A 14,432-nucleotide genomic window follows, 5' to 3' on the forward strand; every position below is an offset into this window, starting at 1 on the left:
CGGACCCCGTATCGCGCTGAACGCGGTCGTCCTCAAACGCCGGACGGGCTATTAGCAGCCCCTCCGGCATTTGAGGAACGGGGGTGCGGGGGGGGGCGCTGCATCCATCAGCGGCTTCGCCGCGGGCCCCTGCTTACGGGAAGGGGCGGGCGGATAGCCAACGCTCTCCCATACGCCCCCACCTCCCCCGCCCTCCCCGAGGGGGCTCACCTATCAGCCCGTCCGGCGTTTGAGGACGAGCGCTCTCAGCGCGATGAAAGGCGGGGGTCCGGGGGCGCAGCCCCGAAGCCGCTGCAAGCTTTCGGGAAGGGGCGGGGCGGGGGAAATCCCCCCTCACGCGTCCGCGTACTTCGCATCCGCCGCCGGATCAAGGGCCAGCCGATACCCCCGCTTCACCACCGTCTGAATCAACTTCGGCGCCCCCAGCGCACCCCGCAACCGCGCCATCGCCGTCTCCACGGCATGCTCATCCGTCCCGGCCCCGGGCAGCGCCCGCAGCAGTTCGGCCCGGGGCACCACCCACCCCGGCCGCCGCGCCAGGGTGCGCAGCAGGGCCATCCCCGCCGGAGGCACCGCGCGCAGCACGTCGTCGACGAGGACCGCATGACCGCGGATCTCCACGCGGTGCCCGGCGATGGGCAACGTACGCGCCCGCGCGGGCAGTTCGAGGCAGAGGAGCTGCACGAGGGGACCGAGCCGGAACCGCTCCGGCTGCACCGTGTCGAGCCCGCGCGCCTGGAGCGGCAGCGCGGTGACCGGGCCGACGCAAGCGGGAAGCACCTCGTGGTGCAGGGCGGCGAGGAGTTCGGGCAGAAGGCCGCGCTCCTCGGCGCGGGAGAGCAGGGACGCGGCGGCGGGCGCGCTGGTGAACGTCACCGCGTCCACGCCCCGCGAGACCGTCGCGTCGATGAGCCGGTCAAGCGGCGACAGGTCCTGCGGCGGCATCCAGCGGTAGACCGGCACCCCCACCACCTCCGCCCCGGCCGCCCGCAGCGACTCCACGAAGCCGGGCAGGGGCTCGCCGTGCAGTTGCAGGGCGACCCGGCGCCCGGCCACCCCCTCGGCGAGCAGCCGGTCGAGCACCTCGGCCATGGACTCGGAGGCCGGGGACCACTCCTCGGTGAGCCCGGCGGCCCGGATGGCGCCCTTGACCTTGGGCCCGCGGGCGAGCAGCGAGACGTCGCGGAGGCGGTCGAGGAGCTGCTCGCCGAGGCCCCAGCCGTCGGCGGCCTCGACCCAGCCGCGGAAACCGATCGCGGTGGTGGCGACCACCACGTCCGGCGCGTGATCGATCAACTCCTTGGTCGCGGCGAGCAGTTCACCGTCGTCCGCGAGCGGCACGATGCGCAGCGCGGGGGCGTGCAGGACGGCCGCGCCGCGCCGGGTCAGGAGCGCGCCGAGCTCCTCGGCCCGCCTGGCCGCGGTCACGCCGACGGTGAATCCCGCCAGCGCCCCGTGCTCACCGTTCCGTCCGGACTGTCCCTGCTGTCCGGGCCGGCCGTCCTGTACGGGCGTTCCGTGCTGACCGATCTGTTCCTGGTTCATGCCGTTCGCCCCGTGCTCGCTCGCTTGTCCCTCAGGGTGTTCTGGAGCTTCCCGAGCCTGTCAACGGGCCATGACGGGCTCGGTTCGCCCCGATGTCGTCCGTGTTACATCGGCGTCGTACGCGTTACCTCAGCCGTCGTACGCGTCACATCGACCTCCGTAACATCAGTGTGACCGCTCCGCCGCTCACACCCTCGCGTAGCTGGGTTCCCGCTCTGCCGGGGCCTCCGCCTCGGCGGCCTGCGGCGCGGGCGCGGCGACCGGCTTGCGCAGGTATACGAACCAGCAGACCGCGGCGCACACCCCGTAGTAGCCGAGGAAGGCGACGAAGGCGCCGGTGCCCGAGCCGACGGTGAGGAAGGACTGCCGCAGGGCCAGGTTGATGCCGAGTCCGCCGAACGCCCCGACCGCGCCGATCAGCGCCATGGAGGCCCCGGAGAGCCGCCGGGCCTGCACCGCCGCCGCCTCGCCGGTGAGCCCGGACGCCTGGGCCTTGGCCTGGAAGATGCCCGGGATCATCTTGAACGTGGAGCCGTTGCCGATGCCGGTGAGGATGAACAGGACGATGAACCCGGCGATGAACAGCGGCAGTGACTCCCGCACCGAGGCGGTCACGATGACCCCGGAGGCGGCGATCATCAGCAGGTAGTTCCACAGCGTGACCCGGGCGCCGCCGAGCCGGTCCGCGAGCCGCCCGCCCACCGGCCGGATCAGGGAGCCGAGCAGCGGCCCGATGAACGTCAGCGAGGCCGCCTGCAGCGGGGTCCGCCCGAACTGGCTGGTCAGCACGAGCCCGAAGGCGAAGCTGTAGCCGATGAACGACCCGAAGGTGCCGATGTACAGGAACGACATGATCCAGGTGTGCCGGTCGCGCGCGGCCTCCTTCGCCGCCCCGGAGTCGTTGGTGACCGGCCCCAGGTTGTCCATGCGCAGGGCGCTGAGCACGGTGACCAGGACGATCAGCGGAATGTAGACGGCGAGAACGAGCCGCGGCTGCGCGGCCCCGGCGATCCCGATGACCGCCAGACCGAAGAGCTGCACGACCGCGACGCCGATGTTGCCGCCGCCCGCGTTCATGCCGAGCGCCCAGCCCTTGAGCCGCAGCGGATAGAAGCTGTTGATGTTGGTCATGGACGAGGCGAAGTTGGCCCCGCCGACGCCCGTGACCATCGCGACCAGCATGAACGTGCTGTACGAGGTGCCGGGCTCCATGACGATGAGGAGTGCCGTCGTGGGTACGAGGAGCAGCCCGGCGCTGAAGATCGTCCAGTTCCGACCGCCGAACCGGGCCACCGCGAAGCCGTACGGCACCCGCAGCGCCGCGCCGACCAGCGAGGCGACGGCGACCAGGAAGAACTTTCCGGCCGGGTCGATGCCGTACTCGGGGCCCATGAAGAGCGCGAGGACGGAGAACATGCTCCACACGGAGAAGCCGATGTGCTCGGAGAGCACGGAGAACGTGAGGTTCCGCCGCGCGACGTGACGCCCTTCCCGCTCCCAGAACCCCTCGTCCTCCGGGTCCCACCGCTCGATCCAGCGGCCGCCCCTGCGCTGCGGCTTGCCGGCGGCTGGTGCGGTGGGCGGTGCGCTACCGGGGTTCGTCGGGCCTGTCATCACGCCTCCGTGTTTTTTGGCTGGGCTGCGTCGGATCGTGCGGCAGACGCTAGAGACGACGCATTTCAGCCCCGTGGCGCCAGGTGACCTCTGCGCAACCTTGCTCTCACCCACGTCTCCGCGAGGCTGTGAGCGGCCGCCTCTTACGGAGAGGGGAGAGGGGCCCTAGGACGCCATGCTGTCCGCGTCCGCCTCCGGCAGCCACGTCTCCCCCGTCGGCCGTTCCAGCCAGCCCTCGGCCCGAGCGAGCTCCGCGGCAGCCGCGCGCAGCGCCGCGAGCGCGGGGTGCTGTGTCTCCAGGGATCCCGCGGTCCCCGGCCCCTCCGCCCGCCACACCAGAGACACCGGCGACAGCGGCACCGGCTCGACGAGCGGCCGCAGCACGCCGCCCGGCATCGGCGGGAAGTCCACCACCGCGAGCACGGGGCACCGGTGTTTCGCCATGATCCGCCGGAACTCCTCGACGCCGACGGCGAGCGGCGCGGGCGGTGCCACGGTGATGCCGTACTCCGCGAAGAGCTGCCGGGCCAGGTCCGTCCACTCCTGGGTGCCCGGATTGCCGTCGCCCGCGTACACGGTCTCGCCCGCGAGCGCGGCAAGAGGCACCGTGCGGGACGGGGCGAGCGGATGGTCCTCGGGCAGCACGACGGCCATCGGCTCGTACCGCACGGGCTGGTGCGCGAGCCGCGCCCGTACGCCGGGTTCGAGCCCCGCGTAGCGCCCGAAGGACGCGTCGAGCCGCCCGGCGAGCAGCTCGGCCGCGGCGGCGGTCAGACCGCTCTCGTAGCGGGCCATCAGCTCGCAGTCGGGGGCGAGTTCACGGGCCCGGGCCAGGATCCGCTCGCCGATGAGACCGGGGCTGTTGACGTCGACGAGCAGCGGCCGCGCCGCCCCGCCCGAGGCGGCGGCCCACAGCTCGTCCTGCGCCACGAGCACCCTTCGGGCGTACGGAAGCAGCCGCTCCGCGTCTGCCGTGAGCGTCACCTGCCGGGTACTGCGGACGAACAGCCCGACCCCCAACTCCCGCTCCAGGCGCCGTACATCACGACTGAGCGCCTGCTGGGCGACGTAGAGGCGGCTCGCGGCCCGGGTGAAGTGCAGCTCGTCGGCGACGGCCACGAAGGCGCGCAGCAGCCGGGGCGCTATGTCATGGGGCACGCGGTCAACGTAATACCTGCGTACGGGCAATTGACAACCAGGATGCGTAAATCCCGCCGGAGAAGGTGTTGGACCCGGACTCGGCCCACGCCCGAGGCTGATCCCCATGCCCCTGCCCCACACCGCACCCCGCCGCCCGCCCGGCACGCCCACCGCCCCGCGCCTCACGGTCTCCGGCCACGTCCTGATCGCCGCCGCCCCGGCACCCGCACGCAAAGCCCGGCACCGCCCCACGAACCCGTACGTCCGGCTCTTCCGCACCCCCGGCGCCCGCGCGTTCACGCTGGGCAACCTCCTGGCCCGGCTCCCCATGGGCATGTTCAGCGTGAGCGCCGTCATCATGATCGCCGGGGCGCACGGTTCGTACGCGCTCGCGGGCGCCGTCACGGCGATCGGCCTCGGGGCCACCGCGCTCGTCGCCCCGTACGTCGCGCGCCTGGTCGACCGGTACGGTCAGGCCCAAGTCGCCGTCCCCGCAACGGTCCTGGCGGTGCTCGGCTCGCTCGCCCTGGCGCTCTGCGTGCACCTGAACGCCCCGCCGTGGACGCTCTTCGTCGCGTACGCCCTGACCGCGACCACCCCCAACACGGGCGGCATGTCCCGCGCCCGCTGGCAGCACCTGCTCAAGGGCGACCCCGCGGCGCTGCACACCGCGGGCGCCTTCGAGCAGGCCGCGGACGAGCTGTGCTTCATGCTCGGCCCGGTCCTCGCGGCAGTCCTGTGTACGGCCGTCTTCCCGGAGGCGGGCACGCTGACAGGCGCGTTCCTGCTGCTCACCGGCGTCCTGATCTTCGCGGGACAGCGCACGACCCAGCCCCCGCCCAACGGCCGCACCCCACGCTCGGCGGCCCCGCTCCGCGCCCCGGGCATGGTCGGTCTGCTGCTCGTCTTCCTCGCCACGGGCGCGGTGTTCGGCGCGATGGAGGTGGTGACGGTGGCGTACGCGGACGGGCGCGGGCACCCGTCGGCGGCGGGCTTGATCCTGGGGCTCCAGGCGGCCGGTTCGTGCGCGGCGGGCCTGGCCTTCGGGGCACTACGGCTCTCCGGCTCGCGCCGACGCCGCTTGCTGCTCTGCCTCACGGCCATGACGGCACTGCTCACGCTGCCCCTGCTCGCCGCGTCCACCGGCTCGCTGCCCGCCCTGGCCGGGGCGCTTCTCGTCGCGGGCATGGCAACCGCCCCGACCATGGTCACCGGCATGACCCTGGTCCAGGACCGCACCCCGGAGGGCCGCCTCAACGAGGGCATGACACTCGCCGTGACGGGCCTCCTCGGCGGCATCGTCTGCGGCAGCGCGACCGGCGGCTGGGCGGTGGAACACCTGGGCGCACATGGCCCGGGGTACGCGGTCCCGGTCATGGCGGCCGCCCTGGCGTTGCTGTTTTCGGTTCGGGCGACGCGCGCTTGAATCCTTGGTACGGGAAAGTCGTACGAGACCAGTACTGTAATCTCGTACCATACGGAATGGAGTGTGACGCATGACCATAAGCGCCAGCGAAGCCCGCCAGAACCTCTTCCCCCTCATCAAGCGCGTCAACGACGACCACGACCCCATCCGTATCAGCTCCAAGGGCGGCGACGCCGTCCTGATGTCCGCCGAGGACTACGACTCCTGGCAGGAGACCATCTACCTTCTGCGCTCGCCGGCCAACGCCCGACACCTGATGGAAGCCGTCGCCCGCGACAAGGCAGGCGCTCCCCAGATCACCAAGGATCTTGACGAGCTGCGGGAGCTGGCCGGGGGCGAGGAGTGAGGAGCGTCCACTTCGACCCCGCCGCCTGGGAGGACTTTCTCTTCTGGCTCGGCTCGGACCGCAAGATGGCCCGACGCATCACCCGCCTGATCGGCGAGATCCAGCGCGAGCCGTTCAGCGGAATCGGCAAACCCGAACCCCTGAAGGGAGACCTGTCGGGCTACTGGTCCAGGCGGATCGACGACGAGCACCGGCTCGTATACCGGGCCGACGCCAAGGAAGTGAAGATCCTCAAGGCCCGCTACCACTACAGCGACTGACCCTCGCCCAGCATCACGGCAAAGGCCCCGCTGCCTGAGCAGCGGGGCCTTTGCCTCACATGGGAATTGTGGAGATGGCGGGAATCGAACCCGCGTCCAACGGTGCGGAATCAGGGCTTCTCCGTGTGCAGTCCGCTGCGATTTTCTCGGCCCCGGAGATCACGCGAACAAGTCTCCGACGGGCCCAGTCACTGTTTGATTTCCCTCCACACCCCGTGACCGGGTCTAGAGGTTTAGTTCCCTAGCTGATGCCAGGATCCGGGTCGGGAACATCCCCGGGCTGACACTTCGCAAGTCGCTACTTAGGCAGCGAGGGCGAAGGAATCGCGCTTGGTGTTGGCGATTATTGGTTGCGACATATGGTTAACGAGATCATTGCCGCTTCCTCGACACGCTTCCCCTGCTTCGACATCCGCTGTCGAAACCGATCATCCCCATGTTGATTTTTCAACGTGGACCCCGAGGGGTCCGACTGCCCCGTCACCTGCGGAGCAAGCCCCATCGTACGTGAACAACGCACGACGAAGCCACCTTGTTTCCGTAGGCCAGACCCCAGCACGGGCCGGGTCTCAGACCCGCGCCCGCTGCCGCCGCCGCGCCGCCGCGATGGCGCGGTCCGCCTCGCGCCGGTCCTGCTGCTCGCGCAGCGTCTGCCGCTTGTCGTACTCCTTCTTGCCCTTGGCGAGAGCGATCTCGACCTTGGCCCGGCCGCTCTTGAAGTACAGGGCGAGCGGCACGATCGTGTGCCCGGTCTCCTGTGACTTGGACTCGAGCTTGTCGATCTCGGCGCGGTGAAGCAGCAGCTTCCGCTTCCGCCGGGCCGCGTGGTTGGTCCACGTGCCCTGGGCGTACTCGGGCACGTGCACGTTGTGCAGCCACGCCTCGTGGCCGTCGATCTGCACGAAGCCGTCCACGAGCGAGGCCCGCCCCTGGCGCAGCGACTTGACCTCGGTGCCGGTCAGGACGAGACCGCACTCGTAGGTGTCGATGACGAGGTAGTCGTGCCGCGCCTTCTTGTTCTGGGCGATGATCTTGCGCCCGTCGCCCTTGTCCTTGTCTTTTTTCTTCGCAGCCATAGTGCGGCCATTTTCGCACTACGAGGGGGTACCGAGGCCACCCAATACTGTGCGGGCCCGCTTCTGGACGCCTTCGTCGGCCTCGAGGTCGGGCGCGATCCCACGGCCGTCGACGGTACGGCCCGTCGGGGTGCGGTAGTGCCCGACGGTCAGCTCGGCGACCGAGCCGTCGGGGAGTCGGCTCGGCATCTGGACGGAGCCCTTGCCGAAGGTGCGGGAGCCCACGATCACCGCACGGCCGCGGTCCTGCAGCGCACCGGCGAGCAGTTCGGCCGCGCTCATCGTGGAGCCGTCGACGAGCGCGACCAGGGGTCTGTCCGTGTCGCCGCCGCGCTCGGCGTGCAACGCCCGCTGCTCCCCTCGTACGTCGTACGTGGCCACCAGACCGCCGTCGAGGAACGCGGAGGCGGCGGTGACGGCCTCGGAGACCAGGCCGCCGGAGTTACCGCGCAGGTCGAGCAGGGTCCCGGCGTCCTTCGGAGCGGAGCGGACCGCGGCGCGCACCTGCTCGCCGGTGCCCTTGGTGAAGCCGGTGACCTTGAGCAGCAGGGTGTTGCCGGGGAGCATGCGGGTCTCGACGGACTGCTTGGCGAGCGTGGCCCGGCGCAGCGGCTCGGTCCACGCGCGCGTGCCGCGCTTCAGGGCGAGCAGGACCTCGCTGCCCGCGGCGCCGTCGCCGCGCAGCCGGTCGGTGACCTCGGAGACGGAGCGGCCCGCGACGGGCCGGCCATCCACCGCGGTGAGCCGGTCCCCGGCGGCGATTCCGGCCCGGTCGGCGGGGCCGCCGCGCTGCACCCGGGCGACCTCGAAGGTGCCGTCGGCGCGCTGCCGCGTCCACAGGCCGACGCCGGTGTACTCACCGTCGAGCTCCTGCGCGAACTTCTGATACTCGGACGCGTCGTAAACGGCGCCCCACCGGTCACCACTCCGGCTGACCACCTCTTCGGCGGCCTGAGCAGGGGACTTACCGTCGGCCATCGCCTCGGCGGCGGCATCGGCGACCGCCTCACCGCGCTCCGAGGCGGCCGAACGGGACGATGCGGCAGGGGCGTTCCGGCCGGGGCCGGACTCGCCCCACGTCTCCGCGGTAGCCGCGGTGGCGAGGACGGTGAAGAGCAAAGTCAGGGCTGCCCCGCGGCGAATGCTGCGGGGCCGGGTGTACCGGTCGAGGCCCGACATGCCGGTGAGTCTAGGACAACACAGGGCGCCGTACGGGCTGTTGACCGCACGACGCCCTGGACTTTCGTCACACCTTGAGGTACTTGCGCAGCGCGAAGAAGGCTGCCAGGGCCGGCATCAGGAGGCCGATCCCGAGGACGAACGGGAGCTTGGCGAAGAGCTGGTCCCAGCCGATGAACTGGATCAACTGGAGCTTGTCGGCGAGTGCCAGACCGTGGTCGATGAGGAAGTAGCGGCCCACGACCAGCATCACGCAGGCGACACCGGCGCCAAGGAGGCCCGCGAAGGCGGCCTCCAGGATGAACGGCATCTGGATGTAGAAGCTGGAGGCGCCGACCAGCCGCATGATGCCGGTCTCGCGGCGGCGGCTGAACGCCGAGACCCGCACCGTGTTGACGATCAGCATCAGGGCGACGAGCAGCATCAGGCCCATCACCGCAAGCGCGGCGTAATTCATGCCGTTGAGCAGCTCGAAGAGGTTGTCGACGGTCTTGCGCTGGTCCTCCACGGACTGCACACCGTCGCGCCCGTCGAAGGCCGACTTGATCAGCTGGTACTTCTCGGGGTCCTTCAGCTTGATCCGGAACGACTCCTGCATCTGGTCCGGGGTAAGCGAGTTGACCAGCGGGGAGTCGCCGAACTGCTCCTTGTAGTGCTTGTACGCTTGGTCGCTGGACTCGTAGATGACGTTGTCGACGACCGGCATCTTGTCCAGGTCGGCCTCGATCGTCTCCTTCTGGTCCGCGGTGACGGCGCCCTTGGCGCACTTGGGGTCGGTCTCGGCGTCGCCCTTGTTGCAGAAGAAGATGGCGACGTTGACCTTGTCGTACCAGTAGCCCTTCATCGTGGAGACCTGGTCGCGCATGAGCAGCGAGCCGCCGAACAGCGCGAGCGAGAGGGCGACGGAGACGATCACCGCGAAGGTCATCGTGAGATTGCGACGGAGACCGACGCCGATCTCCGACAGGACGAACTGGGCGCGCATGGCGTCCTCTCAATACTCTCGTTGCTCGATGCTCAGTGCTGGTAGCCGTAGACGCCGCGCGACTGGTCGCGGACGAGGCGGCCCTTCTCCAGCTCGATGACGCGCTTGCGCATCTGGTCCACGATCTGCTGGTCGTGTGTGGCCATCACGACGGTCGTGCCGGTCCGGTTGATGCGGTCGAGCAGCTTCATGATGCCGACGGAGGTCTGCGGGTCCAGGTTGCCGGTCGGCTCATCCGCGATGAGCAGCAGCGGACGGTTCACGAACGCGCGGGCGATGGCCACGCGCTGCTGCTCACCGCCGGAGAGCTCGCCGGGCATCCGGTCTTCCTTGCCGCCGAGCCCGACCAGGTCGAGCACCTCCGGGACCGTCTTGCGGATGGTGCCGCGCGGCTTGCCGATCACTTCGAGCGCGAACGCGACGTTCTCTCCGACGGTCTTGTTCGGAAGGAGCCGGAAGTCCTGGAAGACGGTGCCCAATTGGCGCCGCATCTGCGGCACCTTCCAGTTGGACAGGCGCGACAGGTCCTTGCCCAGGACGTGTACCTGGCCGTGGCTGGCGCGCTCCTCGCGCAGCACGAGCCGCAGGAAGGTGGACTTGCCGGAGCCGGAGGATCCCACCAGGAAGACGAACTCGCCCCGCTCGATCTCAAGGGAGACATCCCTCAGCGCAGGGCGGGCCTGCTTCGGGTAGTTCTTGGAGACGTTGTCGAATCGGATCACGGATGCACCACGGGTCGCCGGGGGTAGGTGAGCGCGACATTACGCGAACCGGTGCGCGGCGCGCAGTCAGCGTCCTGGGTTGCGCGTTTTCTCACGGCGGCACAACGGTTCCGATCGGGACACAGTGGTGAGAAACCGGCAAAAATTGGCGAACTTAGCCGGCTTCGACGGCCGAGGCCAGGGCTGCCTTCGGGCACGGAGCGGCCAAATTTTGCGCGACCTGGCACAGTGGTAAGGGGATGACTCTGGAGGAAGGGCGGGCGGCATGACCTTTGACAGGTTGGTGTGCGCAAACTGCGCGGCACCGGTGAGCGAAGGGCGCTGCCCCGTGTGCCGGGCCAACCGCGAGCGCATGCAGCAGGAGAGCCCGTTCGCCGGCCTCAGCCCGGCGACCCTCATAGCGCTGGTCGTGATGCTGATCGCGGCGGCGGCACTGGTTGCTTATCAGGCGGCCTGACAGGTCGCACACACAAAGGGCCCGGAGCATGACGCTCCGGGCCCTTTGTGCTACTGCCTGTTATCAGGCGGCGGCGTTACGGCCGCTCACCAGACGCGGCAGCATACGGAAGCCGATGCCACCGGCGATCATCGTGGCGGCGCCGATCAGCAGGTACGTGGTCTCGGCCGCGCCGGTCTCGGCGAGCTCGCCCTTGTCCTTGCCGGTGTCGGCGGGAGCCTGCGGAGCGGTGTCCGTCAGGCCCTCCTTGCCCTGACCCTGCTCGACGGGCTGGTTGCCGCCGTCGGGGTTGGTGTTGTCGTTGCCACCGCCGTTGTTGCCGCCGTTGCCGTTGCCACCGCCGTTGCCATTGCCGCCGCCATTGCCGTTGCCCGGCTCGCTCGGCTCGTCGGTGGGCTCGGACGGGTCGTCCGTCGGGTCCGTGGGAACGTCCGTCGGGTCATCCGTCGGGTCGTCCGTCGGGTCCGTCGGGATGTCCGTCGGGTCATCCGTCGGGTCGTCGGTCGGGTCCGTCGGGATGTCCGTGGGAATGTCCGTCGGGTCCTCGTCGCCGCCACCCGGCAGGTCGACGCCGACATCGGCGCCGTCACCGTCGACGCCCACGTTGACGCCGCCGCCGCCCGGGAGGTCGAGGTCGATCCCGATGGCCGAGGCCGCGCCCGCACCCGCGAGCGAAGCGCCGGCGGCGATCACCGCGCCGGCCGCTATGCGCGCAACGCGGATCCGCGTCTTCTTCGTCATCTGCTGCTACCCCCAGTAGCTGTTCTCGTCAGTGGAGCAGCGCCTGAGGCGAAAGTCTGGTAGGGCGTGCCATCCGCCCCCGTCACACGTGCCCCAGTTCTACGCTTGCCGCGCGCCAGCTTTCCCAGATTTAAAGACAGCGTCAAGGCCAATCAGTCTGGGATGCCCGATATCAACGGAGTTGACCGTCGTACGGAGATCTGACTGTGACGCAATAGGCAACTGCCGCTCAAGAAAGCCCTCCTGAGCGGCAGTTACCTTGTCGACAAAGAGCCCCGTTTCACGGGTGTTATCGGCAGCGGCGTGAGTGGTGACGGCTGAGCCGGGGCGGCTCAGGCGGCCTGCTGCTCCTGCTGCTTGCGCCAGCGGATGCCCGCCTCAAGGAAGTTGTCGATCTCACCGTCGAGCACGGCCTGCGGGTTGCCGACCTCGCAGTCGGTGCGCAGGTCCTTGACCATCTGGTACGGGTGCAGGACGTACGAACGCATCTGGTTGCCCCACGAGCTGCCGCCGTCGCCCTTGAGGGCGTCCATCTTGGCCTGCTCCTCCTGGCGTTGACGCTCGAGGAGGCGGGCCTGCAGGACGCGCATCGCGGATGCCTTGTTCTGGATCTGCGACTTCTCGTTCTGACACGAGACCACGATGCCGGTCGGAATGTGCGTGATGCGCACCGCGGAGTCCGTGGTGTTGACCGACTGGCCGCCGGGGCCCGACGAACGGTAGACGTCCACCCGGATGTCGTTCTCCGGGATCTCCACGACGTCCTTCTGCTCGACGACCGGGAGCACCTCGACGCCCGCGAAGGAGGTCTGGCGGCGGCCCTGGTTGTCGAACGGCGAGATGCGCACCATGCGGTGGGTGCCCTGCTCGACGGAGAGCGTGCCGTATGCGTACGGGGCGTGAACCACGAAGGTGGTCGACTTGATGCCGGCCTCTTCCGCGTACGACGTCTCGTAGATCTCCGTCTTGTAGTCGTGCCGCTCGGCCCAGCGCAGGTACATGCGCTGAAGCTGCTCGGCGAAGTCCGCGGCGTCCACGCCGCCCGCCTCGGCGCGCACCGTGACGAGCGCCTCACGCTCGTCGTACTCGCCGGACAGGAGGGTGCGGACCTCCATCTCGTCCAGCGCCTTCTTCACCTCGGTGAGCTCGGCCTCGGCCTCGGCGCGGGTGTCCGGGTCGTCCTCCTCCTCGGCCATCTCGAAGAGCACACCCAGGTCGTCGATGCGCCCGCGCAGGCCCTCGGCCTTGCGGACGTCGGCCTGAAGGTGCGAGAGCCGGCTGGTGATCTTCTGCGCCGCGTCGGGGTCGTCCCACAGGGACGGTGCCGCTGCCTGCTCCTCGAGCACGGCGATTTCGGCCCTCAACTTGTCGAGGTCGAGGACCGCCTCGATCGACGCCATGGTGGCGCTGAGGGACTTGAGCTCTTCGGAAACATCGACGACTGCCACGACACCAGCGTAACGGCTTGCCGCACCCGCCCTGTCTTGCCTGTGGATAACCTCGCACCGTCGTACGGGGTGGCCGCTTCTGGGGGCTGCGCCCCCAGACCCCCTGTCGCGCTGAACGCGCTCGTCCTCAAACGCCGGACGGGCTTCAAAGAACCGCCGGACGGACTTGCGGGCGGGCCGGTCCTTGCGGGCGTGACCGGCTTCAGGGAGTGATCGGAGCCGTTGGGTTGTCCTGCGGAGTCGTCGCGTCCGCGTCGTCGCCCGAGGTGGCCAGCCAGCTGCCTACGCCGATCGCGGCCGCCAGGGCGGCTGCCGCCGTTCCCAGGACGATTCTGCGGCGGCGGGCCTCCGCGCGGTGGCGGGCCGAGCCGGGGCGGGGGGCACCGTGGGCGCGGGGGGCGCGGGCGGTGCCGCGGGCGCCGCCCGCCAGTTCGTCCGGGGCCGGGACGCGCATCGACGTATGGGTGTCGCGGTTGGAGTCCGGGGCGGCGCCGGGGACGAGCGGGACGGCGCCGCGGCGGGGGGCGGGCGGGCCCGGCTCGGGCGCCTCGTCCCGCGCTCCGGACGCCTCACCGTCCGCCTGGTCCGGCTGTGCCGGGTCGTCGGAGTCCGGCTCGTCGACGTCGAGGGGTGCCATCCCGGCGAGCAGCGGGAGCAGCTCGCGCAGGCGGGCGGCCAGCTCCGAGGCGCGGAGGCGGGAGGCCGGGGCCTTGGCGAGGCACTGCACGAGCAGCTGCCACAGTTCGTCCGGGATGCCGGGCAGCGGCACCACGGTCTCCGTGACGTGGCGGCGGAGCACCGCGCCGGGGTGGCCGCCGCCGAACGGCGTGAATCCGGCGAGCAGTTCGTACAGGACGGTCGCCAGGGCGTAGATGTCGACGGCGGCCCGGGGCGGCAGGCCCTCGACGATCTCCGGAGCGAGGTAGTCCGGGGTGCCGATCACCTTCGTCGCGCGCGTGCGGCGCGGGGAGTCCACCAGCTTCGCGACCCCGAAGTCGGTGAGCAGGGCGGGGTGTGCGCCGCCGGGGCCGAGCGGGCCCTGCATGTCCAGAAGTACGTTCTCGGGCTTGACGTCGCGGTGCACGATCCCGGCGCCGTGCGCGGCGGCGAGCCCGTCCGCGACGTCCGCGACGATCGCGACCGCGGCCTCGGGGGCCAGGCGCCGCTCGCGCTCCAGGCGGGTGCGCAGGTCCGTGCCGCGTACCAGGTCCATCACCAGGGCGAGGTCGTTGCCGTCCACGACCAGGTCGCGGACGCCCACCACGCGCGCGTGGTCGAGGCTGAGCAGCGCCGTGCGCTCCTGCACGAAGCGGCCGACGAGCTCCTGGTCGGACGCCAGGTCCTCGCGCAGCAGCTTGATGGCGACGGGCCCCTCGGGTCCCTCGCCGAGCCACACCGTGCCGACGGACCCCCGGCCCAGGATCTGGTGGGCGGTGTACCGGCTGCCGATTTTCCGTGCCAAGACTGCTCCTACGGGCTCCTGTTGGAGCCAA

Annotated in this window: 14 protein-coding genes and 1 other RNA gene; 4 read left to right on the plus strand and 11 right to left on the minus strand. The window is 70.4% G+C overall.

The genetic code is table 11. From position 1 onward, the window contains the following. Nucleotides 1-333: 333 nt before the first annotated feature. The 3 genes from ACWD10_RS17330 to ACWD10_RS17340 all read right to left on the minus strand — a co-directional run bounded on the left by ACWD10_RS17330 (nucleotide 334) and on the right by ACWD10_RS17340 (nucleotide 4,317). Nucleotides 334-1,545 (minus strand): uroporphyrinogen-III synthase, encoded by a 1,212-nt coding sequence (locus ACWD10_RS17330; RefSeq protein ID WP_451091684.1) that lies wholly within the window; start codon nucleotides 1,543-1,545, stop codon nucleotides 334-336. Between the two features lie 186 nt (nucleotides 1,546-1,731). Then, nucleotides 1,732-3,159: a nitrate/nitrite transporter gene (locus tag ACWD10_RS17335; protein WP_451091686.1), complete on the minus strand. Its 1,428-nt coding sequence runs from the start codon at nucleotides 3,157-3,159 to the stop codon at nucleotides 1,732-1,734. Nucleotides 3,160-3,324: 165 nt separating this feature from the next. After that, nucleotides 3,325-4,317: a LysR family transcriptional regulator gene (locus ACWD10_RS17340; RefSeq protein ID WP_451091688.1), complete on the minus strand. Its 993-nt coding sequence runs from the start codon at nucleotides 4,315-4,317 to the stop codon at nucleotides 3,325-3,327. A gap of 106 nt (nucleotides 4,318-4,423) precedes the next feature. On the opposite strand from ACWD10_RS17340, the gene ACWD10_RS17345 reads away from it, so the two are divergent. The 3 genes from ACWD10_RS17345 to ACWD10_RS17355 all read left to right on the plus strand — a co-directional run bounded on the left by ACWD10_RS17345 (nucleotide 4,424) and on the right by ACWD10_RS17355 (nucleotide 6,331). Continuing rightward, a complete protein-coding gene (locus tag ACWD10_RS17345) occupies nucleotides 4,424-5,725 on the plus strand; it encodes an MFS transporter (RefSeq protein ID WP_451091690.1) in 1,302 nt (433 codons plus the stop codon). A 70-nt stretch (nucleotides 5,726-5,795) separates the two neighbouring features. Beyond that, complete coding sequence (locus ACWD10_RS17350; RefSeq protein WP_451091692.1) at nucleotides 5,796-6,071, plus strand: type II toxin-antitoxin system Phd/YefM family antitoxin; 276 nt, start codon at nucleotides 5,796-5,798, stop codon at nucleotides 6,069-6,071. After that, complete coding sequence (locus ACWD10_RS17355; RefSeq protein WP_451091694.1) at nucleotides 6,068-6,331, plus strand: Txe/YoeB family addiction module toxin; 264 nt, start codon at nucleotides 6,068-6,070, stop codon at nucleotides 6,329-6,331. Before ACWD10_RS17350 ends, ACWD10_RS17355 begins: the two co-directional genes overlap by 4 nt. A 66-nt stretch (nucleotides 6,332-6,397) precedes the next feature. Here the strand turns inward: ACWD10_RS17355 and ssrA are convergent. From ssrA to ftsE, 5 genes are all read right to left on the minus strand, one after another. Continuing rightward, nucleotides 6,398-6,767: a transfer-messenger RNA gene (ssrA, locus tag ACWD10_RS17360) on the minus strand. Nucleotides 6,768-6,900: 133 nt separating this feature from the next. After that, the gene (smpB, locus tag ACWD10_RS17365; RefSeq protein WP_451091696.1) at nucleotides 6,901-7,407 is read right to left on the minus strand and encodes an SsrA-binding protein SmpB; all 507 of its coding nucleotides are present in this window, start codon (nucleotides 7,405-7,407) and stop codon (nucleotides 6,901-6,903) included. Between the two features lie 18 nt (nucleotides 7,408-7,425). Continuing rightward, a complete protein-coding gene (locus tag ACWD10_RS17370; protein WP_451091698.1) occupies nucleotides 7,426-8,586 on the minus strand; it encodes a S41 family peptidase in 1,161 nt (386 codons plus the stop codon). A gap of 67 nt (nucleotides 8,587-8,653) precedes the next feature. Next, nucleotides 8,654-9,571 carry a permease-like cell division protein FtsX gene (gene ftsX, locus ACWD10_RS17375; RefSeq protein ID WP_451091699.1) on the minus strand — a complete coding sequence of 306 codons (918 nt, stop codon included), beginning with the start codon at nucleotides 9,569-9,571 and terminating at the stop codon, nucleotides 8,654-8,656. Nucleotides 9,572-9,603: 32 nt separating this feature from the next. After that, the gene (gene ftsE, locus ACWD10_RS17380; protein ID WP_451091700.1) at nucleotides 9,604-10,293 is read right to left on the minus strand and encodes a cell division ATP-binding protein FtsE; all 690 of its coding nucleotides are present in this window, start codon (nucleotides 10,291-10,293) and stop codon (nucleotides 9,604-9,606) included. A gap of 265 nt (nucleotides 10,294-10,558) precedes the next feature. On the opposite strand from ftsE, the gene ACWD10_RS17385 reads away from it, so the two are divergent. Beyond that, nucleotides 10,559-10,750, plus strand: coding sequence for a hypothetical protein (locus ACWD10_RS17385; protein ID WP_451091702.1), 192 nt, complete (start codon nucleotides 10,559-10,561; stop codon nucleotides 10,748-10,750). Nucleotides 10,751-10,813: 63 nt separating this feature from the next. On the opposite strand, the gene ACWD10_RS17390 is transcribed toward ACWD10_RS17385, so the two are convergent. The 3 genes from ACWD10_RS17390 to ACWD10_RS17400 all read right to left on the minus strand — a co-directional run bounded on the left by ACWD10_RS17390 (nucleotide 10,814) and on the right by ACWD10_RS17400 (nucleotide 14,401). Further along, complete coding sequence (locus ACWD10_RS17390) at nucleotides 10,814-11,491, minus strand: hypothetical protein (protein ID WP_451091704.1); 678 nt, start codon at nucleotides 11,489-11,491, stop codon at nucleotides 10,814-10,816. A 332-nt stretch (nucleotides 11,492-11,823) separates the two neighbouring features. Then, entirely contained in the window at nucleotides 11,824-12,939 is a 1,116-nt protein-coding gene (prfB, locus tag ACWD10_RS17395) for a peptide chain release factor 2 (protein ID WP_451091706.1), read from the minus strand. A 202-nt stretch (nucleotides 12,940-13,141) separates the two neighbouring features. Further along, nucleotides 13,142-14,401 carry a serine/threonine-protein kinase gene (locus ACWD10_RS17400; protein ID WP_451091708.1) on the minus strand — a complete coding sequence of 420 codons (1,260 nt, stop codon included), beginning with the start codon at nucleotides 14,399-14,401 and terminating at the stop codon, nucleotides 13,142-13,144. Between the last annotated feature and the right edge of the window lie 31 nt (nucleotides 14,402-14,432).

It is taken from the genome of Streptomyces sp. NPDC002851 (assembly GCF_053591935.1).